The sequence below is a fragment of the Clostridium sp. Marseille-P299 genome, assembly GCF_900078195.1.
Classification (GTDB): domain Bacteria; phylum Bacillota; class Clostridia; order Lachnospirales; family Lachnospiraceae; genus Lachnoclostridium.
This window is the reverse complement of record NZ_FJVE01000006.1, coordinates 889,233-911,810: the sequence shown is the minus strand read 5'-3', so window position 1 is coordinate 911,810 and position 22,578 is coordinate 889,233. Positions and strand designations below refer to the sequence as shown.

Genomic DNA, 22,578 nt, shown 5'->3' with positions numbered 1-22,578 from the left:
TTTGAAACCGACAATTGGAAGATTACGTGGAAACACTTTTTCAATATGTAGTTTTATTGATAAAAAACGGTAAAAGTGGTATAATTAGTCGAACATTAGTGCTAAAATTACGGGCTATAAACGTGAGAGTTAAGTCTTATTATGCTTGAGGTGAACATTTTGAAAGAAAAAATTGAACAGTTATCTAGAGGTGAATTCACATATGAATTACCGAATATTCTTCTATCTGAAGAAGAACTTTTTATAACCGTTGAATCTGGTGGTACCCAGGATGGAAATTTTACTATATATAATAGTATTAATTCTAAGATAAAAGGGGTACTTTATTCTTCGAGCAGATTTTTATGTATCGATAAAAAACATTTTTATGGAGAAAATAATTTAATTGAATTTCGCGTGATTGCAAAAGAATTGGAAGCGGGACGAGTAATAGATGCGTTTATTGATATTATTACGGATTGTGGTGAAATTAAGCTTCCTGTAAAAATTCAGGTAGAGGAGCCAAGCATATCAAGCTCCATTGGTAAGATGAAAGATTTAATTCAATTTGCAAATTTGGCAAAAAGTGATTGGTCAGAAGCTAAGCAATTGTTTAAGTCAGAAGAATTGCCTAGACTATTAAATTATTACTATAAAAAAAATATTCTTGTTTATAATGCATTGCGAAGAAGTAGTGGCATGAGCCAAGCAATGGATGAGTTTTTAGTGTCTGTACATAAAAAAGTAGCAGTGAAATTCAAAGTTGAAAAGACAAATTATGAATATGAAGCAAGTTTATATAGCTTTATGGATAAAGTTGTTCTTACAAAAGAGGGATGGGGATACGCAAAATTACGTATTTCAACGGATGCTCCGTTTCTTGAGATAGAACGTAAAATTATTTGGGCAGATAATTTTATCGGTGATCGATATGAACTGAACTTTGTTGTAAAAGCGGAAGATATGAAAGATGGGGTTCATCATGGGAATATCTATATTGAAACTGTTCATCAAACGTTTATAATTCGTGTAAAGGTAGTGCGTAAAAGAGAACGAGCAGAGGAACGTATCAAAGAGCGCAAGAATAAACAATACTGCGTATTATTTGTGCGTAATTATATAAGGTTTCGATTCAATCAAATTTCTGCAGAAGAATATGAACGAAGTGCAAAAAAATTACTAGAGGAAGTAAGAAATCAGGAGCTTTATAATGCGTATTTTAAGTTATATCAGGCTCATGTGGAGTTGATTTCTGGTGATGAGTGTGAAGCACTAAAGCTTTTAAATGAGGTAGAGGAAAGTATTACCATTGAGGATAGCCAGTATCCAGTGATATCAGGAGTATCTACGTATTTACGAACTTTAGTATATAAAAATAATGAGGATATTGTTAATGCTACGAAGGCAATTAGAAGAATTTATGAAAGAGAAGAAAAATCGTTTCTTTTATTATGGTGTTTGCTATATATAGATAAGAGTTATGAGTTTAATCTTTTAAAAAAGTATGAGGATATCAAAGACCAATGTATGAGTGGTTGTATGAGCCCGGTACTTTATTATGAGGCAATTTATCTAATGGTGGAAGAACCTTCACTTGTAAAAAGTTTGGACTCATTTGAACTTAGAGTTTTAGCATTTGCTTTACGAAATCAGTACTTTTCTATTGATTTAGCTAGACAAATTACTTACTTAGCATCAAAAGCGAAGGAAAGTAATCAATTGTTGTTTTATATACTACGTAAGGTATATGAATGTTATAAATTAAAAGAGACATTAATTGCGATATGTACATTGCTAATACGAAATCATATTAAAGATGTAAATGTAAACGAATGGTATTATAAAGGGATTTTGGAACAATTAAGAATTACAGAATTGCCTGAGTACTATATGTATTCACTAAGTGATGAAAATTATGAACCATTTAATCATTTCATATTAACGTATTTTAATTATAATAATAAGTTACCAGATAAAAAGAAAGCATATTTATATGCAAATATAATTAAAAATAAGGAAAATGATCGAACGACATATCAAAATTATGAGAGAGCTATTTATGAGTACGCATTACAAAAACTTGCAAACAAAAGTATAAACAAACATCTTGCAGTAATCTATGATGATGTATTTCATAGGATAGAAATTGATGAAATGATTGCAAAAAATCTTCCTGATGTAGCTTTTTACTATCAGGTGGAGTGTTTTAATCCGAATATAAGAAGTGTAGCGGTTGTACATAAAGAATTAAAAGAAGAGACGGTTGTACCATTTATAGAAGGAAAAGCTTTCGTTGAGATTTTTACTGATAATGCAAAGATCTTTTTGCTAGATGAAAATAATGAGAGGTATCACTCAACAATTGATTATACGATATATAAATTATTATACTTAAATGATGTTATGTTAAAGTGTTATGAGTGGAATCAAGAAAATCCTAAGTTATTATTGTTTCTTGCTCAAAATCAAAGTGATTATCAAAGACTAGATGAGACTACAATTTCTCTGAAACATAAGCTTATTGAGAGTGATATTTTTTCAGATGAATTGAAACGGGAATATACAAAATCATTGATCTATTATTATCACGATAATTTTAATGCAGATAGCGAAGTCTTCGATTTACAACATATCAAATTAGAGACACTTGATAAAGAAACGCGCAAAAAAGTCATAGAAATGATGATTTTGAGTGAAATGTATGAAGTGGTAATAGAAGCATTGAGTGAATTTGGATATCAGGATATCGATATAAACTTACTCATGAAGTTTTGTTCTCAATGGATTCATAAAGAATCCATTGAAATACAACTAGTGAATATTATCGTAGACATTTGTTATTTCGTATTTACCAGCGGAACGTATGATGAGTCAATAATAAAATATCTCCTTCATTTTTATAGCGGACCAACAAAAGATATGCATGATTTGTGGAGAGCAGCGAAGAATTTTGATGTTGATACCATAGAAATAGAAGAACGTCTACTTGGTCAAATTCTGTTTGCAGAATGCTATATTGCAGATGCAGTTCCAGTATTTATGAGCTATTATAGGAATGGATTTAATCACGTGTTAATTCGTTCGTTTCTTTCTTACTATGCGTATAAATATCTGGTTAAGGATAGGTTACTAGAACAAGAACTTTTTGATGTAATGAAACGAGAAAATGGGTATGAAAGAAATGATATATGTCTACTAGCTTTATTAAAGTTTTATGCAGGGAAAGACTTGTTAACGGATAGTGAGCAAAATTTTGTTGATTATCATATGAGTACCTTTGAGCAAAATAATATGATTCTACCATTTTTTAAAGATCTTAAGATTATGAAAAGGTTCTCTCTACGTATACATGATAAGTATTTTGTTGAGTATCGAACGGATCCTAATAATAAGGTTTTCATTCACTATTTAATTGATGGCAATGAGGATAAGCAGAACTTCATTTCAGAAGAGATGGTAAATGTATGCTATGGTATTTTTATAAAAGAATTCGTACTATTTGAAAATGAGATATTACAATATTATATTTCTGAGGAAAGCGCCAGTGGATCCAGTATCACGGAAAGTAAAAGTGTTAATATAGAAGTGATGAAAGACGAAATACAAGAAACAAATTTTGGACGTTTAAATAGTATTATTCATACGAAAGAAACTATGGATGGAGAAACATTTGACATGGAATTAGATCAGTATATTCGTATGGAGCATGCAATAGATGCATTATTTAAACCAGTATAATTAATAGAGTTATAAAAGGCATAAGACGAGAGGAGGAATATTCATGAATGACTTACGAACTCTTTTAATTGGAATTGATATTAACGATGAATATACTCAAGTAAGTAATTATCAATATAAATTAAAAGTGCCAGAAGCTGTGAGTTTTTCTTCTGATAAAGAGGATTTTTTGATTCCTACCTGCCTTTGTGTAAAAGAAAGTACGAAGGAGTGGCTCTTTGGACATGAGGCAATCCGTTGCAAGGAACTTATGCAAGGTGAACTTGTAACTGGATTATTTACGAAGCTAATCAATGATGAGAAAGTTACGATTTACGGAGTGACCTTTACAGCACTTGATTTACTTGAACGATATTTTAAAAAGTTACTAGGTGCGCTAAGGCAAGCAAATCGTAATAATAGTATTTTAAAATTAGCGATTACAATGAAAAAAATGACAGTGAAATTAAGAACTGGATTGATGGAAGTATTGAATCGATTAGGGATTGAAGAAGATCGAGTGTTAATTTTAAGTCATGTTGGCAGTTTTATGTACTATGCAGTAAGTCAAAGGCCTGAACTTTGGACAAATGATGTGGGCTTATTTCATTATGATGAAGAGGGGCTTTCCTATTATCAATTAACCATTGGAAGACGTATGACTCCAGCGGCAATTGTTGCAAGAGAATATGATATTTCAGAAGAGTTTCCATATTCATTAAGGAGTGAGGAAGAGCCGATGCGCCTTTCTTATCGGTTTGAGGATCTTGCAAAGCGAGTATTATATAAAAAGATAGTATCAACTTTATATGTTACTGGAAAAGGCTTTGAGGGAGGCTGGGCGGATAGTGCGCTTCGTAATCTTTGCGCGGGTAGGAGAGTATTTCAAGGACAAAATATATATACTAAAGGGGCTTGTTATGCAGCTCTTGCCCAAAATAATGGCCTATTTGATGGTTATGTTTTTTTAAATGAAGACATGATAACCTCAAACATTGCATTATCGGTATACCAAGATGCAAAGGAAGTAGATTATGTTCTAGCAAAAGCGGCAACATCTTGGTGGGAGATTGATACGACAATTCACGTAATCTTAGATGATACGGATGAACTTAAATTTAAGGTAAGTAATTTACTGAATAAAGAATCCATGGATGAAATAATGAAATTAGAAAACATGTATGTACGTGAAAATAAAACCATTCGTTTGCAAATACGTTTACATTTTCTTAATAGGGAGACAGCTGTAATTACAGTGAAAGATACAGGATTTGGTGCTTTTTATAAAAATGGCTACCGAATTTGGGAACAGATATTAAAATTATGATGAGGCGATAGATGAGGAGTAGTTTATGGGAAAATTGATAATGTGTAGTGGTAAAATAGCTAAAAATCCTTTTGAAATGAAACCCAGTGGCGTTTTAATCTATTCCATTGAGGAGCTATGCTATTATATTTATCATAATATTGACACCATAACCGATGATTTGCTGAACGAAGAACTAATCTTATTTATGAAGGACGAACTAGGATTAGAGGAACGTGCGTTATTTCTTCAAAAATTAATGGAGAATAAAGCAGGGATTAAAGATATCGTAGTTAGCATATTTTGTAGTGCAGACTATTATACCGAGGAAGAAATAAAGCAGTTTTTAGCTCAAATCGATGTGTTTTTATCCCTTAGTATTGTTCAAAGAAAAAAGAGACATGGGGATTATTGCTTTAAGAATGGACATTTTACACAGGCGTTAAGAGAATATCAAAAAATACTTAACTCAAAAGAGATTCAAGAATTAACACCTTGTGAATACGGGGATATATTACATAACATTGCTGTGATTGAAACTAGGGTGGGAGCTTTTAATATTGCAGCCAATCGATTTTTAGAAGCCTATGAAAGAAATGAAAGACCAGAATCTCTAAAGCAATATATATATGCATTAAAGCTTGGAAAGCAAGAAGAGAAGTTTGAACGTGAACTGAAGCATTTACTTGAAAATAATAAAGTTTTATACGATGAAATGGAAAAAGAATTATATCATGTACTTGAAACAGAAGAATTTTCAGAGTCATATCAAGAAGTCAGAATGCTAAGGGAGTTAAAAGAAGAGAATCGAATGGATGAATATCATCAATTAGCAGATCACATTTTAGAGGGATTAAAGCAGAGTTATCGCTTAAGGAGTATATAATAAAGGGCAAAGGTAGGTACAGATGGGATTCTTATCATTTCTTAAGAAGAAAAATAGTATAGAAAACACTGAGTTCGAGCAAATTACGGTGGAAGAAGCATTAAAACAATACGGAATTAAGGACGAGGAATTAAGTAGTAAGGATATCTTAGGGCAAGCGGAAGATGCGTGTAAGCAAGTTCTTGAAATAAATCAGCAGATTATTGAATCAAAAAATGAATATGATGTTGTTACTTCTCATCTTTCAGATATACAGCGAATCGAGATGATTCCATTGGAAGAAAGAGAAGGGATTAATGACGCGGCAAGAAAGATTATTAATTTATCGAAAGAAAGATTAAAATATAAAAATAATAAACATGGGATAACGGAAGAACAATATCATTATCTAGAACAATTTGAGCAGGAATTACCAAGAGAACTAGAGCAAATGAAAGCGAAAGAAAAGCATCAAAACATAATAAAAAATGATTTGAGACAGCTTGAAGGAGAAAAAGGAATTTGCAATTACCAAAAGGAATCTGCCATTGAAAAAATTAATTTTATTAAACGTCTTTCTGTAGTGATTAGTGTGTTGTCGTTTGTAGCTTTTGCTATATTAATACTTCTAGGAGATTCTTTAGAAAAAGATATGACAGTACCTTTTTTTATTACTGGAATTATGGCAGTATTTGCGATATTTTATATCGTTGTAGAGTCTAGACGAAGCGTTTATCGTTTACGTATGGCAGAAAAGAAATTAAATAAAGTGGTAGCCCTCACCAACAAGGTTAAAATTAAATATGTAAACAGTACCAATGTATTAGAGTATTCTTATGAAAAATATCGTGTTCATAGCTATCAAGAACTACAATTTTTATGGACAGAATTTGTACGTGCGAAAGATGAAATAGAGATGTATAAGAAAAATACAGACCTCTTAGGAAGTTACAATGAAGCCTTACTATGGGAACTACAAAACAAAGGAATCGCAGATTCAAATGTTTGGTTATATCAACCAGAGGCATTGGTAGATAAAAAAGAAATGGTAGAGGTAAGACACCGTTTAAATAATCGTAGACAAAAACTTAGAGAGCAAATTGAGTTTAATAATAAACAGTTAGACATTTGTAAAAATTCATTGTTATCTTTAAAGAAAAATTATCACGAATATCAAGCAGCAATTGATGATTTAATGCATATGTACCACATTGTTTGTTAAAAATATTGAATCTTATCCTTTAATAGAACTTTTTATTATACACTATTTTTGAATATTTATACTTGATTTATTTTAATTTTAAGTTATAATCTTATTATTATAGTAGATATCACTTAGAAGATGGGTGAATAAAAAGTGATAAGTTAAAATAGGTGAAAGTGATAAGAGGAGGAATTTTTATGAAAAAGAAGAATTTATTTGTTGCAGCAGTATTAGCAATGGCAGTGACATTATCTGCGTGCGGAACAAAAGCGGATAATAATAGTAATGTTGGTAGTGATGGTGAGGAAGTTAAAACGCTTATTATGGCAACGAATGCAGAATTCCCTCCATATGAATATTATGAAGGTAATGAAATCGTTGGTATTGATGTTGAGATTGCAAAAGCAATTGCTGAAGATTTAGGAATGGAATTAAAAGTGGAAGATATGGCTTTTGATTCTATTATAGCAGCAGTACAAACTGGAAAAGCAGACATTGGGGCAGCAGGAATTACAGTAGATGAAGATCGATTAGTAAATGTAGATTTTACAGATACTTATGCAAAAGCTACACAAGTTATTATTGTAAATGAAGATAGTACAATAACAAAACCAGAAGAACTTAACGGAAAAACAATTGGTGTTCAACTTGGAACTACTGGTGATATTTATGCAGATGATATTGAAGGTGCAACGGTAGAACGTTACAATAAAGGAGCAGATGCAGTTCAAGCTTTAAAGACAAATAAAATTGATGCAGTTATTATCGATAGTGAACCAGCAAAAGTATTCGTAAAAGAAAATGAAGGCATCAAGATTTTAGATGAAAAGTTTACAGATGAAGATTATGCCATTGCAGTTAAAAAAGGCAATGAAGAATTTTTAAAACAAATCAATGATTCATTAGCAAAATTAAAAGACTCAGGGAAATTACAAGAAATTATTGATAAATATATTGTAGCTGATTAATGTGTAGTATAGTAAGGGAAAGAATATGATTGAATATTTTCAAAATGGAATACAATCGTTTAAAGATGCATTTTATTTAAACTTTATTAAGGAAGATCGTTGGAGATATATAACGGATGGTGTTGCAACAACATTAAAGATCACGTTTTTTGCGGTGTTACTTGGTATTGTTCTTGGATTTTTAGTTGCGATTATACGATCTACGTATGAAAAAACTCATAAACTGAAGTTTGCAAACTTTTTATGTAAGGTGTATTTAACCGTAATTAGAGGAACACCAGTTGTAATACAGCTTATGATAATTTACTTTGTTATCTTTCAAGCGGTAGATATTGATAAAGTATTTGTCGCAATCATAGCGTTTGGTATTAATTCGGGCGCATATGTTGCGGAAATTGTAAGAAGTGGAATTATGTCCATTGGTAACGGCCAATTTGAAGCAGGTAGAAGTTTGGGATTTAATTATTTACAAACAATGAGATATATTATTATGCCACAGGCATTTAAAAATGTATTGCCTGCACTTGGTAATGAATTTATCGTACTGTTAAAGGAAACATCTGTTTCTGGTTATATCGCCCTACAAGATCTTACAAAAGGTGGCGACATTATTAGAAGTAGAACCTATAGTCCTTTTATGCCATTGATGGCAGTAGCAATTATATATTTATTAATGGTATGTGTTTTTCAATTCTTTGTGGAACGTTTAGAGAGGAGGCTGCAAAAGAATGAGCACTAATAATAAGCCTCTAATTGAAGTTAAAAATATTAACAAAAAATTTAAAAGAACAGAAGCACTAAAAGATATATCTCTTGATATCTATGAAGGTGAGGTAGTTTTTATCATTGGACCATCTGGTTCTGGTAAAAGTACGCTACTTCGATGCTTAAATCGTTTGGAAGAACCAACGGGCGGTCAGATATTTTTTGAAGGTGTTGATATTACAGATAAGAAAGTAAATATTGATAAGCATCGTCAAAAGATGGGTATGGTATTCCAGTTATTTAACTTATTCCCTCATATGACAATCATGAAGAACTTAACCTTAGCACCTATGAAACTTCAAGGTGTCAGCAAAGAGGCTGCAGAAGCGGAAGCCATGCGATTACTTAAAAGAGTAGGCCTTGAAGATCGTGCAGATGCTTATCCAGATCAGTTATCTGGTGGTCAAAAGCAACGTATTGCAATTGTCCGTGCATTATGCATGAAGCCAGATGTTATGCTGTTTGACGAACCTACTTCTGCCCTTGACCCTGAAATGGTTGGTGAAGTTCTTAGTGTTATGCGTGAACTTGCCAACGATAAAATGACGATGGTAGTTGTAACCCATGAAATGAACTTTGCAAAGGAAGTAGCAACAAGAGTTATTTTCATGGATCAAGGTGTTATTGTAGAAGAAAATAATCCAAAGGAACTTTTTGAAAATCCAAAGAGTGATCGTTTGAAAAACTTTTTAAGTAAAGTATTATAATTCTAATATAGAGTAATGATCCTAATCATAAGTTATAATTAATATAAGAATATTAATTTAAGTAAAGAGTATCGTAACTAGGTAACTAGATACGATACTTTTTTTTGATAGAAATAAAGGCATAAACGTACCAGCAGGAGAATATGTTACTAGAATTCTTTGCTTATTTATTAGTTATTTAAAGGTTTGCTTAATAATACTTGTAAGGCAGGAGGAAAAAATATATAATAAATAAAATATTCAAAAGGAAGTTTAAGGTAGAGGAGGAATAGAATTGAGAACTTATGATGCAATTGAAAAAGTAAGCAAGCGAATTATAGAAGATAATATATGTGAAGCTATCATAGTTAAGGGCTCCATAGGACGTGGAGATGATGATGCGTATTCTGATGTTGATATGTATGTAATTGTTGCAGAAAATAGAATGCAAGAGTTTTTAGATAAAAGAATCGAGTATTTAAGTACATATCAGCCAATTATATTTTATGAATACCAAAACTTTGTAGCGAATCAGGTTGTTGCGATATTTGAAGATGGTTTGCATTTTGATTTATATACAGTAACAATGGAAACACTTCCGCAAAAGGATAAAATAAAAATTGTATATGATCCAAAGCAGTTATTAGAAAATTATAAGGTTGGTGTTATTTCAATTACGAAAGAAGATTTAGCCAGCAGTTTCCATAATATTCTTTATACATTTGTTGAAGCAGATACTGCATTTTCACGTAAGAACTATCCATGGACATCAAGCATGTTAAGATATTCTATTTCAGATTGTGCGTTATTACTTCGTTACATCTTTGATAAGGAATATGCTTATCTTCGACTTAAAAAAATAAATGAAGTAATCCCAGAAGAACAATATATGTGGTTAGAGGAAGCTTCAGAGAGCTTAAATCAGCAAGGGTATCAAAGAGCAATTCAATTAATCATTCAAATACTAGATTATGTAGTACAACAACTATCGGAAGAGGATATGGATGGATTTAATTTTGAATTTTTAAAATGGATTAAAGCTCAAATAGGAAATACACTATTTACCAGAAAGTAAATGTATGATTGTACAATCTTGATTTACACTATGAGAAAAGGAGTAAGAAAGGGATTGCATAATGTTTCGACCAAAGCGTGTTATATTTGAGCAAGGAGCGAAAGAATTTGCTCTTGGTAAAGAGTTATATGAACGGTTTTTAAAAGAAGAAGATATCGAAATTTTTGAGGTGAGTTCGAATCGAGTAAGCTCTCACATTCCAGGAAAAGAATTGCATGAAAAGTATCAAAGTGGCAAGCAGACGTTAGTCGTTGGGGTCAAGAAAAGTTTAAAATTTCAAAGTTGTAAACCCTCTGCACACTATCAATTGCCCATTGTTAGTGGATGTATGGGACAATGTGAGTATTGTTATTTAAATACACAACTTGGAGATAAACCCTATGTTAGAGTTCATGTAAATATCGATGAAATCTTAGAAAAGGCGGGGGAATATATAAAGGAAAGGCTTCCCGATACTACAATTTTTGAAGGGGCAGCTACATCTGATCCACTTCCAGTTGAGCCATATACGCATGCATTAGAATCCTGTATTCGATATTTTGGGCAAGTGGAACATGCTAGGTTTCGGTTCGTAAGTAAATATACGGATGTAGAATCCTTACTATCGCTACCCCATAATGGACATACAGAAATCCGATTTAGCCTCAATACCGATACAATTATTCAGAAGTATGAGCACCATACACCGACGGCTAGGCATCGTATCAAGGCTGCAACTGCAGTTGCAAAAGCAGGATATTCCCTTGGATTTATTATAGCTCCAGTCTTTTTATATGATGGATGGGTAGAAGAGTATCAGAACTTATTGTTAGAACTGCATGAGGAGCTTCCAGAAGATGTTTTAAAACGAGTGAGTTTTGAAGTGATATCCCATCGCTATACATTACGAGCAAAAGGACGGATTAATGAAATATTTCCAGAAAATCAATTACCAATGAAAGAAGAGGAACGCCAATTTAAATACGGGCAATTTGGTTACGGAAAGTATTTATATCCAAAAGAAGATTTAGAGGATATGAAAACATTTTTTATATCTGAATTAATTCGATATTTTCCAGAAAGTGAAATTAAGTATATCATATAGAAGGATGATTATTGCAGCAATGGGCAAAAATAAGAAAAATTGACTAAATGGAGGCTTGCTGCAATGAAATGTTTTCATGGTGATGGAAAGACAATATCCTATTTTGAAGGATGGTATTTTAAACATCAGAGAAAGAAAAAAGTGATTTGTTTTATTCCAGGAGTACAAATAGATGGAGCTGGAAATGCATCCGCGTTTATACAAGTTATTACGAACAATCAGACCCATTATGTTACGTATCCATACGATTGTTTTCAATCACATCCAAAACGATTATGGATTAAAATAGGAAATAATTTATTTACCGAAAAAGGTGTAAAATTAGATATAAAATGTCCTGATCTAGAAATTAAAGGTAAAATTAAATATGGTCCACTCACTCCAATTTCATACTGCATCATGGGTCCACTACGTTTTATACCATTTATGAAATGTAGCCATGATGTATTTAGCATGTCACATAATATCAATGGTAAATTAAGCATGAATGGAAAGCAATTTTGTCTAGATGGTGGAAAAGGATATATAGAAACAGATTATGGAAGTTCATTTCCAAGCACGTATTTTTGGGCACAGTGTAATGATTTTAAAGGAGAAGAGTGTTCCGTTGTTACAGCAATAGCTGATATGAATATTTTATGCTTTAAAATAAGAGGATGTTTTGCAATCATATATTATCAGGGGAAGGAATATCGATTTGCAACTTATCTTGGTGCAAAAGTAGTATTACTTCGTAAAAACAAGGTATGCATTACACAAGGTCAAGATACCTTATATATACAAACGTATGATAGGCAACCACGCGAATTAAAAGCACCGCAAAATGGGACGATGAATCGTTCGATTTATGAAGATGTCTCTTGTTATATAAGATTTAGATTCTATCATGCAGGGAAAAAGGTGTTTGATTTAAGGAGTAGTCATGCAAGCGTTGAATATGTGGGAATAAAAAATAGTAATTAATCTTTGTATTAAAATAATCAAGAAGATTTAGTGAAATCAGGGATACGTTATGGTATAATTGTAGTATGTTATAAGAGAAGTATAGACATTGTGGAATAATTACAATAGATATTATGAAAGAATGATATTCAAAAAAGTCACTCTATAATTAACTGTTATACACATAATAAAATAAGGAGGATTGCGTATGAAGGTAACGTATATCTATCATAGCTGTTTTGTTGTTGAATTGGATTCCTATATCTTAATCTTTGATTATTTTAAAGGAGAACTACCAAAGTTTGATTCTTCAAAGCGCATCTTCGTTTTTTCAAGTCATAAGCATTATGATCACTTTAATAAAGAAATCTTTCAGATAATGGAACCTTATAAGGATGTCACATATATCCTATCAAAGGATCTAAAGATGAATGAGAAGTATATGGAAAAGCAAGGGATACCACAGGAAGATTATGATAAAATTCATTATGTTGGAAAGAATGAGACGATTTCAATAGATTCGTTAAGTACACTTACCACATTAACTTCAACAGATGAGGGAGTAGCATTTTATCTTGATATTTCTGGTACGGTCATTTATCATGCTGGAGATTTGAATTGGTGGTCTTGGGCTGGTGAAACCAAAGAAGAATACGAAGATATGACCAAACGTTTTAAAGATGAAATTAAAAAGTTGGAAGGTAAGAAGATAAAAGTAGCATTTCTACCACTTGACCCTAGACAAGAGGATCGCTTTTGGTGGGGATTTGATTATTTTATGAAATTAACCGACACAACATATGCATTTCCAATGCATTTTTGGGAGAAACCATCCGTCATTGATCAGTTAAAAGGTATGGAAATTGCAAAAGAATATAAAGATCGAATTATGAATGTTGATAAGGAAGGGAAAGAATTTCTTATTGAATCATAAATCCATTATTGAATCATAAATCCATTATTGAATCATAAATCCATTATTGAATCATAAATCCATTATCGAATCGTAAATCCATTATTGAATCGTAAATTTATAATTCAATGACATCTAGTTCGTTATGATTGAATAAAATGATCACTACGTCAAAAAATAGAAAAATAAGGCGTGTATCAATATAATAAAAATATTTTTATATGAAAGGATGAATAATTTATGGAGTTTAAATTTGCACATAATAATATTAATGTACTTAATTTGGAGAAGTCTTTAGAATTCTATAAAGAAGCCTTAGGATTAGTAGAATCAAGAAGAAAAGTAGCTGAAAATGGAGAGTTTATACTTGTATACTTAGGTGATGGAGTTACAGATCATTTACTTGAATTAACTTGGTTAAAAGAATGGGATCGCCCATATAATCTAGGGGATAATGAATTCCATTTAGCATTTGAAGTTGACGATTTTGATGCAGCTTATGAAAAACATAAAGAAATGGGTTGTATTTGTTTTGAAAATAAAGCAATGGGTATTTATTTTATCAGTGATCCAGATGGTTACTGGCTTGAAATTGTACCTGGGAAGTAATCTGACAGCAATTTAATGATTGAAGTTTTTGTTTCAGAAAGCCCTTGACAACTGCAAAAACTTTGCATATTATAGTAACATAATAAGATAAGTGTGATGATGGAGAGGATTACATGAGTAACCTTAGCAGAGAGAACAACTCAATGGCTGAGAGGTTGTTTTAAGAAGTGCTTATGGAAGGTAGCTCCGGAACAGTATCTTTGAAACACAAATTAAATGTAATTATATGAATTAAATTTGTGCGTGTAGGAGATAACGGGAAGTCCCGTTACAGACGAGTGTTTTTATCATTGTGTAAATAGTGATATGAGATGCGTATTGAGACAATCAACTACTAAGAATTTGGTGTATGATTGATTGTAAATTAAGGTGGTACCACGGTTCTTCGTCCTTTTTGACGAAGAACCTTTTTTTGTTTATAAGGATAGTAAGGGAGAATCCTCCCAAAAGCGAAAACCACCAGAAACAAATTCTCCTCATACGAAATCTACAAAAGCACACGAATGAACAAAAAGAAATTAAAACAATCCTTTAAGGGAAATTACCATCAACAAGGAAAGGTACAGGTGATTCGATGCAAAAAGAATTAGCAAAGACCTATGATCCAAAGGACATAGAAGAGAGATTATATAGCAAATGGCTAGATAAGAAGTATTTTCATGCAGAAGTAGATAAGAGTAAGAAACCATTTACGATTGTGATGCCACCACCAAATATTACGGGACAGCTTCACATGGGGCATGCCCTTGATAATACTATGCAAGATATCTTAATTCGTTATAAGAGAATGCAAGGATACAATGCACTTTGGCAGCCAGGTACAGACCATGCAGCAATTGCTACAGAAGTAAAAATCATCGAACAGATGAAAAAAGAAGGAATTGAAAAAGAAGATCTAGGTCGTGATGGCTTTTTAGAACGTGCTTGGAAGTGGAAAGAAGAGTACGGCGGAAGAATTATCGACCAGTTAAAGAAGTTAGGTTCTTCTTGTGATTGGGAAAGAGAACGCTTTACAATGGACGAAGGATGTTCAAAAGCAGTAGAAGAAGTTTTCATTAAATACTATGAAAAAGGCTTAATCTACAAGGGATCAAGAATCATCAACTGGTGTCCAGTTTGTGGAACTTCTATCTCTGATGCCGAAGTTGAATATCAAGATCAAGCAGGACATTTCTGGCACATTAAGTATCCAGTAGTTGGTACCGATGAATTCTTAATCTTTGCAACTACAAGACCAGAAACTATGCTTGGTGATACTGCGGTTGCTGTTCATCCAGAAGATGAAAGATATGCACACTTAATTGGTAAGACTGTAAAGGTTCCTTTTGTTGATAGAGAAATTCCTATCATTGGTGATTCCTATGTTGATCGTGAATTTGGTACTGGTGTTGTTAAGATTACACCTGCTCATGACCCTAACGACTTTGAAGTTGGAAAGCGTCATAACTTACCAGAAATCAATATCATGAATGACGATGCTACGATTAACTCCTTAGGAGGAAAATTCGAAGGACTTGATCGTTACGAAGCAAGAAAGCAGATCGTAAAAGAACTTGATGAAATGGGTCTTTTAGTTAAGGTTGAAGATCATTCCCATAACGTTGGAACACATGACCGTTGTAAAACAACAATTGAACCATTAATTAAACAACAATGGTTTGTAAAAATGGATGAATTAATTAAGCCAGCAGTTGATGCGGTTAAGAATGGTGAAATTACATTGATTCCAGAACGTATGGAAAAAATCTATTTTAACTGGACTGATAATATTAAAGATTGGTGTATTTCAAGACAGTTATGGTGGGGACACAGAATTCCTGCATATTACTGCGATAAGTGTGGTGAATTTGTAGTATCCAAAGAGATGCCAGAAAAATGTAAATGTGGTCATGACCATTTCACACAGGATCCAGATACATTAGATACTTGGTTTAGTTCTGCACTTTGGCCATTTTCAACTATTGGCTGGCCAGAAGATACCGAAGATTTAAAATACTTCTATCCAACGGATGTTTTAGTAACTGGTTATGATATCATCTTCTTCTGGGTTATTCGTATGATTTTCTCAGGATATGATATGATGAAAGAAAAACCATTTAAAACTGTATTATTCCATGGTTTGGTTCGTGACTCTCAAGGAAGAAAGATGAGTAAGTCTCTTGGTAACGGTATTGATCCACTTGAAATTATTGATCAATACGGAGCAGATGCTCTTCGTTTCACGTTAATTACAGGTAATGCTCCTGGTAACGATATGCGTTTTTATTTAGAACGTGTAGAAGCAAGTAGAAACTTTGCAAATAAAGTTTGGAATGCATCCCGTTTTATCATGATGAACATGCAACAGATGGAAGAGGCAGGAAAAGATCCAAAGGTTGCTACAATTGATATGAGCACATTAACAGATGCTGATAAGTGGATTTTATCAAAGGCGAATGAATTATCTAAGGAAGTAACAGAAAGCTTAGATAAGTTTGAACTTGGTATTGCAGCACAGAAAATTTATGATTTCATTTATGATGAATTCTGTGACTGGTATATTGAAATGGTTAAACCAAGACTTTATGGTGATGATGATTCTACTAAGACAACTGCAATTTGGACACTTCGTAAAGTTCTTACAACAGCACTAAAATTATTACATCCATATATGCCATTTATCACAGAAGAAATCTTCTGCACATTAAAGGATATGGAAGGTATTAGTGAGACAGAAGAGTCTGTTATGGTTTCTGAATGGCCAGTATTTGATGAGTCTATGAGCTTTAAGGCACAAGAAGAAGCAGTAGAATTAATCAAAGAAGCAGTAAAAGGAATCCGTAATGTTCGTACAGAGATGAATGTTAAACCTAGTAGAAAAGCTACGGTTTATATCGTTTCTGATAGTGAGAATGTACGTGAAATCTTCACAAATAGTAAGGTATTCTTTGCAACTCTTGGTGGTGCAAGTGAAGTTATTATCCAGGAAGATAAAACAGGAATTGATGAAGATGCCGTTTCTGCAGTGATTCCAAATGCTACAATCTATATGCCATTTGCGGATTTAGTTGATATTGAAAAAGAAATCGAGCGTTTGAATAAAGAAAAAGAACGTTTGACAGGAGAATTAAAACGTGTTCAAGGAATGCTTGCAAATGAGAAATTTGTTAGCAAAGCGCCAGAAGCTAAAATAGCGGAAGAAAGAGCAAAACTTGAAAAATACACGAATATGATGGAGCAAGTAGAGGAAAGATTGGCACATTTCCAAAAATAATTGCTAAAAATGTAGTAGAAATAAAAACTATTTTTAATCATGCTAAGCCAAAAGCTTAGATGTTGACGAATCTTTGATAATGTTGCGATTTATTGCGACAAAAATTTATTGCAATCAAACTACAGTATACTATAATGGAAGCATGGTACATGCTTTTTGGGGTATACTGTAGTTTGATTTTTTAATCCTATTAAGCAGCTTAAATAGATTATATATACCTATTTTGATAAATTATAAAATCCGTTTGTTGATAAATCTTAACATATATTTAATTTTGTTGATAAAAGCTTGATTTTTTAAGGGTTAATCGTTATCATATAGAATGTAGTGTTATAGAAAAATTCGGTTTTTATGGTAGAAACGAGGTGTCGATATGATTAATTTTGATGAAGAGGTTGCAAAGTTTCAACCAAGCCTTGAAGTCGATCAAGCGGAAGAAGCAATTTTTAACAACGACTTGACAGATATTGCCGATATTATAGATGCAGTTTTAAAAGAAAAGAAAGATAAATAAGACTTTGATAGACCATGGGGGGAAGACGATGAATTGTCCATATTGCGGCAATGTAGTCGCGGTAAGAAGAAACCGCTGCGATATGTGCGGTAAAGATTTAACAACATATAAAAGAGTATATCGCGTATCGAATATGTATTATAACCAAGGGCTTGAGAAGGCAAAAGTAAGAGACCTATCAGGTGCGGTTTTAATGTTAAAGAAAAGCCTTGAGATGAATAAAAGAAACACTAACGCTAGAAATTTATTAGGTCTCGTATTTTATGAGATGGGAGAAATCGTTGCAGCGTTAAGTGAATGGGTCATCAGTAAGCATTTCCAAAGTAATGAGAATGATGCAGATGTTTACATGGGAGAAATCCAGGCGAATCCTACAAAGTTAGATAATATGAATCAAGCAATTAAGAAGTATAATTTTGCTTTAGAATCTGCAAAGCAAGGAAATTATGATTTAGCAATTATTCAGCTTAAAAAAGTTGTAAGCCTAAATCCACATTTTATACGTGCTCTACAATTGCTTGCTTTATTATATATGAAAAACAATGAATTTGAACGTGCGAGACGTGCTTTACTACGGGCAAGTAAGATAGACATTTCAAATACGACTACGCTTCGTTATTTAAGTGAGTTAAATAGCATGTTATCATCCGGAAATGCTGGACAAGCCCCATATTGGAGCAATGGAGATTTACCGGAAGCAAATAATAAAGGGATTACACCGATTAGTTCCTATCGGGAAGAAAAGCCTAATGTATTGGCATTTGTTAATTTAGTATTAGGTGTTATTATTGGAATTGCAGTTGTATTTTTCTTAATTGTTCCTACTGTAAAATCAAATATTCGTAAAGAATATGCGAAAGAGGAATTAGATTATAGTAGCCAACTAAATGTTCAACTTGCAACTATTAACTCAAAAGAAAAAGAAATTGAAACCTTGACAACCAAGTTAGAAGAAGCAGAACGTAAGTTAGCAGATGAACAAGGTACACAAAAAGATAATAAGATTTATGATAACTTACTTAGTGCACTTAAATTATACACAGATGTTAAAGCTATAAACAAGCCAAGTGAGGATGAGCTTTTAACGGTAGCAAAAGCTCTTTATCTTGTGGATGCAGAAAAATTAACGAATAAAGATGCCAGCGAGCTTTATGATTTAATGAAGAGTGATATTTATCCATCGGTTTATAATGCGGCATTTTTGACAGGCCGTGACCAATTCGATGCGGGTGAATACGAAAAAGCTGTAGAATCATTACTTGAAGCATATGCATATAATCCTACTTACGATTATACGCTTTACTATCTAGGAAAAGCATATCAAGAACTTGATAATGATGAAAGTGCAAAAATTTATTATAATGAATTACTAGAAAACTGCCCAGATTCAACCTTAAGGGATTCAACAAATACAAGATTGAATTCATTACAATAAACAACAGGGTTAATTGACATTAGATAAAATGATTTTGAAAAAGACATTTCTATAATTAGAATGTCTTTTTTTATAAGTACGATATGTAAAATTATGTTAAATATTATATAAAGATTAGAAAGGATTATATTTATATGGGAAAAAGAGAAGATATTATTTGGCTCACACCTCGGGAAGAAACCTTTGCAGATTTTGAGCTAAGGAACCGAACCTTAATCATTCATTTAAAAGAAGATTTGGACCATCATAATGCAATTTGGATTAGAGAGCAAGCGGATAAGATATTAGAGCAAAGAAATGCGCTTAATATTATATTTGATTTCAAAAAGGTTTCCTTCATGGATAGCTCAGGAATTGGTGTTATTATGGGCAGATATAAGAGAGTTATATTTATAGGAGGGAAAGTGGCGGTGGTTGGAGTTTCTGATTCAGTTAATCGTATATTGATGCTTTCTGGACTATATAAAATTATGGCTCATTATAAAGATATTGAAGAAGCTATGGCATCTATGTAGATTAAAAAAGCACAATAACATGTAATATGTTTAATAAATAAGCTGTTTGAAGACGGCATGGAGGGTATTATGGAGAATTTGAAAGAGGCTTTTAATAAAAATATGGAGGAGAGTACCTTGGAATATGACAATGAAATGACGATAGAGTTTGATTCAAAGTCGCAGAATGAAAGTTTTGCTCGTATGGTAGTGTCTGCCTTTGCATCTCAATTAAATCCTACGATAGAAGAATTAGCAGATATTAAAACAGCAGTTTCAGAAGCAGTTACAAATTCCATCATACATGGATATGGAAAAGAGAAAGGAAAAGTTAAGCTTCATTGCTATATTAAGGATAGAGAAATTGGAATCGCCGTAAGTGATCAAGGTGTTGGTATTGAAAATGTTTTGCTTGCAATGGAGCCACTTTATACTTCAAGACCTGAGTTAGAACGTTCTGGTATGGGATTTGCATTTATGGAAGCTTTCATGGATGAACTAGAGGTGAAATCTAAGATAGGTGAAGGAACCGTTGTTATTATGAAGAAAGTAATTCAAACTACATAGGTTAGATTTAAATAGTTCGTTTATTTAATGCTAACCAAATAATTACCACGGTAGAAGGGAGATAATTCGTGGATACGCTGGAACTTATTCATTTGTCAAAACAAGGGGATAAAGCGGCGAGAGATTTAGTGATTACTGAGAATGTTGGTTTGGTATGGAGTATTGTTCGTAGATTTTTAGGTAGAGGACATGAAGCAGAAGATTTATTTCAAATTGGAAGCATTGGTTTGATGAAAGCAATCGACAAATTCGACATGAGCTATGAGGTAAAATTCTCAACGTATGCAGTACCAATGATTACAGGAGAAATTAAACGTTTTTTAAGAGATGATGGCATGATTAAGGTTAGCCGGTCTATTAAAGAAACAGCGGGAAAAATAAGAATGATGCGCAGTGAGCTAGAAAAGAAAAATGGTAGGGAACCAACACTTGAAGAAATATGCGTGAGTTTACAACTTGAAAAAGAAGAAGTTGTCTTAGCGCTAGAATCTGGTGCAGAGGTTGAATCACTATATAAAACAATTTATCAAGGTGATGGAAATGCAATATATTTAATGGATAAAATTGAATTTATGGAAGATGAAAGTGATACCATGATTAACCACTTAGCATTAAAAGAAGTTATGGATTCATTAGAAGAAAAAGAACGAGATATTATAACATTACGTTATTTTAAAGATAAAACACAAACAGAAATTGCTACTGTACTTGGAATCTCACAGGTTCAAGTTTCAAGGCTAGAAAAAAAGATTTTAAGAACAATGAGAGAGAAGATGCTTGGATGAATAAATTACCAGCATATCCTTAGAGAAATTGGAAATCATAGTAACAGCATATGGAAGAAGGTGGCTGTTGCAAAATGTATTTAGATTATTTGTATTAAATAGCCTAAATATATTTTGCAACAGCCTTTTTTTAAGGAGGAGCTATGGTGAAATCAAAACGAGTATTTATTATGGCACTGATTGTTGTAACAGTAGCCGTTGTAATTGGCGCTATTGTTTACTTTTCAGGAGATTCAAAACAGGTACTTGAAGGAACCCTAGTGTATGAGGGGTGTAAATTTTAAGAGAAAGGGGTAAGTAATTGTTAAAACTATGGAGATGCAAACGTTATATATTAAAGCAGAAATGTGTTCAATTGTTACAAACCGTAAAGTCTTTCTAAGGGATGTTGTAAAACTTTATGGAACTGATAAGAAAATGGTAAAAGAATTAAATGAAGAAGTGGTGCTTGTTGTTCCAAATGAGAAGAAATGTAAATTTGCGGTTTCTGTACTAAAGATTATTGAAATTCTTCAAAAGCAACATCCCAATGTTTTGGTTATAAATGTAGGTGTAATAGATTTTGTAATTGAGTATATTCCACCAGGAAAAAAGAAGAAAGCCTTAGAAATTGCAAAAACTATTTTTGTTTGTTTGGCAGTTTTTTTTGGTTCTGCATTTACCATTATGACATTCAATGAGGATGTCAGCGTTGAAAAGGTCTTTGACCAATTTTATAGGTTGGTTATGGGGCATACAAAATCGGGTGGCAGCGTTTTAGAAATATCATATTCCATAGGGTTGCCTATAGGAATTATCGTATTTTTTAATCATTTTACACGAATTAAAATTGATTCGGATCCAACTCCATTACAAGTCCAGTTACGCCTATATGAACAAGATATGAATACTACGGTTATTGAAAATGCTAGTAGAGAAGGAAAATCAATTGATGCTGGATAAATCCTATATAGTACTAAGTACAACATACGAAGGGAGTGCTTATCAGCTATTATGAATATCATACGTAACATTATTTTAGGGTTTATCGGAGTTACTTCAGGCGCTATGGTAGCAGCTGGATTATTTGCATTTATTACTTTAATAGGAGTCGTTGAAAGAATGGCTGCTAGAAGTAAAACCAACAAATATATTTTATTGTATGAAGACATGGTTTTATTTGGTGCGATATGTGGAAATATTATATCTGTTTTTAATTTTGAACTCCCCTTAGGAGTTTGGATTTTAATTATTTATGGAATATTTTCAGGTGTATTTGTTGGATGTCTATCAGTTGCTTTAGCAGAAGTAGTAAAAGTTATACCTGTGTTTGCAAAGAGAATTAACTTAAAATATGGTTTGCCATTTGTTATTCTTAGTTTTGCCATAGGCAAACTTCTAGGGGCTTTCTATCAATTCATGACTAGTTAATTAGGAC

The 22,578-nt window shown here is 32.5% G+C and carries 21 protein-coding genes and 1 other annotated feature; all 21 genes read left to right on the top strand.

Going from position 1 to position 22,578, the window contains the following annotated elements:
• Positions 1–159: 159 nt before the first annotated feature.
• The 21 genes from BN4220_RS07965 (at position 160) to BN4220_RS07875 (ending at position 22,571) form a co-directional block, all read left to right on the top strand.
• A complete protein-coding gene (locus tag BN4220_RS07965; RefSeq protein ID WP_148401708.1) occupies positions 160–3,717 on the top strand; it encodes a DUF5717 family protein in 3,558 nt (1,185 codons plus the stop codon).
• 43 nt (positions 3,718–3,760) lie between these two features.
• Positions 3,761–5,023 carry a DUF5716 family protein gene (locus BN4220_RS07960; RefSeq protein WP_066715347.1) on the top strand — a complete coding sequence of 421 codons (1,263 nt, stop codon included), beginning with the start codon at positions 3,761–3,763 and terminating at the stop codon, positions 5,021–5,023.
• A 25-nt stretch (positions 5,024–5,048) separates the two neighbouring features.
• Positions 5,049–5,888, top strand: coding sequence for a hypothetical protein (locus tag BN4220_RS07955; RefSeq protein ID WP_066715346.1), 840 nt, complete (start codon positions 5,049–5,051; stop codon positions 5,886–5,888).
• A 22-nt stretch (positions 5,889–5,910) separates the two neighbouring features.
• The gene (locus BN4220_RS07950) at positions 5,911–7,089 is read left to right on the top strand and encodes a hypothetical protein (RefSeq protein ID WP_066715345.1); all 1,179 of its coding nucleotides are present in this window, start codon (positions 5,911–5,913) and stop codon (positions 7,087–7,089) included.
• A gap of 179 nt (positions 7,090–7,268) precedes the next feature.
• Positions 7,269–8,039, top strand: a complete 771-nt coding sequence (locus BN4220_RS07945; RefSeq protein ID WP_066715344.1) for a basic amino acid ABC transporter substrate-binding protein — start codon at positions 7,269–7,271, stop codon at positions 8,037–8,039.
• A gap of 25 nt (positions 8,040–8,064) precedes the next feature.
• Positions 8,065–8,778 carry an amino acid ABC transporter permease gene (locus tag BN4220_RS07940; RefSeq protein WP_066715343.1) on the top strand — a complete coding sequence of 238 codons (714 nt, stop codon included), beginning with the start codon at positions 8,065–8,067 and terminating at the stop codon, positions 8,776–8,778.
• On the top strand, positions 8,768–9,511 hold the full coding sequence (locus BN4220_RS07935; protein WP_066715342.1) for an amino acid ABC transporter ATP-binding protein: 744 nt from the start codon (positions 8,768–8,770) through the stop codon (positions 9,509–9,511). Before BN4220_RS07940 ends, BN4220_RS07935 begins: the two co-directional genes overlap by 11 nt.
• A 274-nt stretch (positions 9,512–9,785) precedes the next feature.
• A complete protein-coding gene (locus BN4220_RS07930; RefSeq protein ID WP_066715341.1) occupies positions 9,786–10,565 on the top strand; it encodes a nucleotidyltransferase domain-containing protein in 780 nt (259 codons plus the stop codon).
• A gap of 61 nt (positions 10,566–10,626) precedes the next feature.
• Positions 10,627–11,649, top strand: a complete 1,023-nt coding sequence (gene splB / locus BN4220_RS07925; RefSeq protein WP_066715340.1) for a spore photoproduct lyase — start codon at positions 10,627–10,629, stop codon at positions 11,647–11,649.
• Between the two features lie 63 nt (positions 11,650–11,712).
• Entirely contained in the window at positions 11,713–12,612 is a 900-nt protein-coding gene (locus BN4220_RS07920; RefSeq protein WP_066715339.1) for a tocopherol cyclase family protein, read from the top strand.
• A gap of 187 nt (positions 12,613–12,799) precedes the next feature.
• A complete protein-coding gene (locus tag BN4220_RS07915; RefSeq protein WP_066715338.1) occupies positions 12,800–13,525 on the top strand; it encodes an MBL fold metallo-hydrolase in 726 nt (241 codons plus the stop codon).
• 219 nt (positions 13,526–13,744) lie between these two features.
• A complete protein-coding gene (locus BN4220_RS07910; RefSeq protein WP_066715337.1) occupies positions 13,745–14,113 on the top strand; it encodes a VOC family protein in 369 nt (122 codons plus the stop codon).
• Positions 14,114–14,200: 87 nt separating this feature from the next.
• Positions 14,201–14,509 (top strand) — a binding site (T-box leader).
• 178 nt (positions 14,510–14,687) lie between these two features.
• On the top strand, positions 14,688–17,366 hold the full coding sequence (locus BN4220_RS07905) for a valine--tRNA ligase (RefSeq protein WP_066715336.1): 2,679 nt from the start codon (positions 14,688–14,690) through the stop codon (positions 17,364–17,366).
• Positions 17,367–17,739: 373 nt separating this feature from the next.
• Complete coding sequence (locus BN4220_RS20255) at positions 17,740–17,880, top strand: hypothetical protein (RefSeq protein WP_197467907.1); 141 nt, start codon at positions 17,740–17,742, stop codon at positions 17,878–17,880.
• Between the two features lie 28 nt (positions 17,881–17,908).
• Entirely contained in the window at positions 17,909–19,315 is a 1,407-nt protein-coding gene (locus tag BN4220_RS07900; protein ID WP_066715335.1) for a tetratricopeptide repeat protein, read from the top strand.
• Between the two features lie 134 nt (positions 19,316–19,449).
• A complete protein-coding gene (spoIIAA, locus tag BN4220_RS07895; RefSeq protein ID WP_066715334.1) occupies positions 19,450–19,830 on the top strand; it encodes an anti-sigma F factor antagonist in 381 nt (126 codons plus the stop codon).
• 69 nt (positions 19,831–19,899) lie between these two features.
• Positions 19,900–20,376 (top strand): anti-sigma F factor, encoded by a 477-nt coding sequence (gene spoIIAB, locus BN4220_RS07890; RefSeq protein WP_242867757.1) that lies wholly within the window; start codon positions 19,900–19,902, stop codon positions 20,374–20,376.
• 68 nt (positions 20,377–20,444) lie between these two features.
• Entirely contained in the window at positions 20,445–21,161 is a 717-nt protein-coding gene (gene sigF, locus BN4220_RS07885) for an RNA polymerase sporulation sigma factor SigF (protein ID WP_066715333.1), read from the top strand.
• Between the two features lie 143 nt (positions 21,162–21,304).
• The gene (locus BN4220_RS20035) at positions 21,305–21,445 is read left to right on the top strand and encodes a hypothetical protein (RefSeq protein ID WP_156476408.1); all 141 of its coding nucleotides are present in this window, start codon (positions 21,305–21,307) and stop codon (positions 21,443–21,445) included.
• Positions 21,446–21,473: 28 nt separating this feature from the next.
• Positions 21,474–22,103 (top strand): stage V sporulation protein AA, encoded by a 630-nt coding sequence (locus BN4220_RS07880; RefSeq protein ID WP_066715332.1) that lies wholly within the window; start codon positions 21,474–21,476, stop codon positions 22,101–22,103.
• A 51-nt stretch (positions 22,104–22,154) separates the two neighbouring features.
• The gene (locus BN4220_RS07875) at positions 22,155–22,571 is read left to right on the top strand and encodes a stage V sporulation protein AB (RefSeq protein WP_066715331.1); all 417 of its coding nucleotides are present in this window, start codon (positions 22,155–22,157) and stop codon (positions 22,569–22,571) included.
• Positions 22,572–22,578 lie beyond the last annotated feature (7 nt).

What these genes read in the sequence shown, in the direction of transcription:
- spoIIAA (WP_066715334.1), top strand. Translation starts at nt 19,450, where the DNA reads ATGGGAAAAAGAGAAGATATTATTTGGCTCACACCTCGGGAAGAAACC.
- BN4220_RS07950 (WP_066715345.1), top strand. Translation starts at nt 5,911, where the DNA reads ATGGGATTCTTATCATTTCTTAAGAAGAAAAATAGTATAGAAAACACT.
- BN4220_RS20255 (WP_197467907.1), top strand. Translation starts at nt 17,740, where the DNA reads ATGATTAATTTTGATGAAGAGGTTGCAAAGTTTCAACCAAGCCTTGAA.
- spoIIAB (WP_242867757.1), top strand. Translation starts at nt 19,900, where the DNA reads ATGGAGAATTTGAAAGAGGCTTTTAATAAAAATATGGAGGAGAGTACC.
- BN4220_RS07905 (WP_066715336.1), top strand. Translation starts at nt 14,688, where the DNA reads ATGCAAAAAGAATTAGCAAAGACCTATGATCCAAAGGACATAGAAGAG.
- splB (WP_066715340.1), top strand. Translation starts at nt 10,627, where the DNA reads ATGTTTCGACCAAAGCGTGTTATATTTGAGCAAGGAGCGAAAGAATTT.
- BN4220_RS07960 (WP_066715347.1), top strand. Translation starts at nt 3,761, where the DNA reads ATGAATGACTTACGAACTCTTTTAATTGGAATTGATATTAACGATGAA.
- BN4220_RS20035 (WP_156476408.1), top strand. Translation starts at nt 21,305, where the DNA reads ATGGTGAAATCAAAACGAGTATTTATTATGGCACTGATTGTTGTAACA.
- BN4220_RS07935 (WP_066715342.1), top strand. Translation starts at nt 8,768, where the DNA reads ATGAGCACTAATAATAAGCCTCTAATTGAAGTTAAAAATATTAACAAA.
- BN4220_RS07945 (WP_066715344.1), top strand. Translation starts at nt 7,269, where the DNA reads ATGAAAAAGAAGAATTTATTTGTTGCAGCAGTATTAGCAATGGCAGTG.
- BN4220_RS07920 (WP_066715339.1), top strand. Translation starts at nt 11,713, where the DNA reads ATGAAATGTTTTCATGGTGATGGAAAGACAATATCCTATTTTGAAGGA.
- BN4220_RS07940 (WP_066715343.1), top strand. Translation starts at nt 8,065, where the DNA reads ATGATTGAATATTTTCAAAATGGAATACAATCGTTTAAAGATGCATTT.
- BN4220_RS07880 (WP_066715332.1), top strand. Translation starts at nt 21,474, where the DNA reads ATGGAGATGCAAACGTTATATATTAAAGCAGAAATGTGTTCAATTGTT.
- BN4220_RS07900 (WP_066715335.1), top strand. Translation starts at nt 17,909, where the DNA reads ATGAATTGTCCATATTGCGGCAATGTAGTCGCGGTAAGAAGAAACCGC.
- BN4220_RS07915 (WP_066715338.1), top strand. Translation starts at nt 12,800, where the DNA reads ATGAAGGTAACGTATATCTATCATAGCTGTTTTGTTGTTGAATTGGAT.
- BN4220_RS07910 (WP_066715337.1), top strand. Translation starts at nt 13,745, where the DNA reads ATGGAGTTTAAATTTGCACATAATAATATTAATGTACTTAATTTGGAG.
- BN4220_RS07955 (WP_066715346.1), top strand. Translation starts at nt 5,049, where the DNA reads ATGGGAAAATTGATAATGTGTAGTGGTAAAATAGCTAAAAATCCTTTT.
- BN4220_RS07875 (WP_066715331.1), top strand. Translation starts at nt 22,155, where the DNA reads ATGAATATCATACGTAACATTATTTTAGGGTTTATCGGAGTTACTTCA.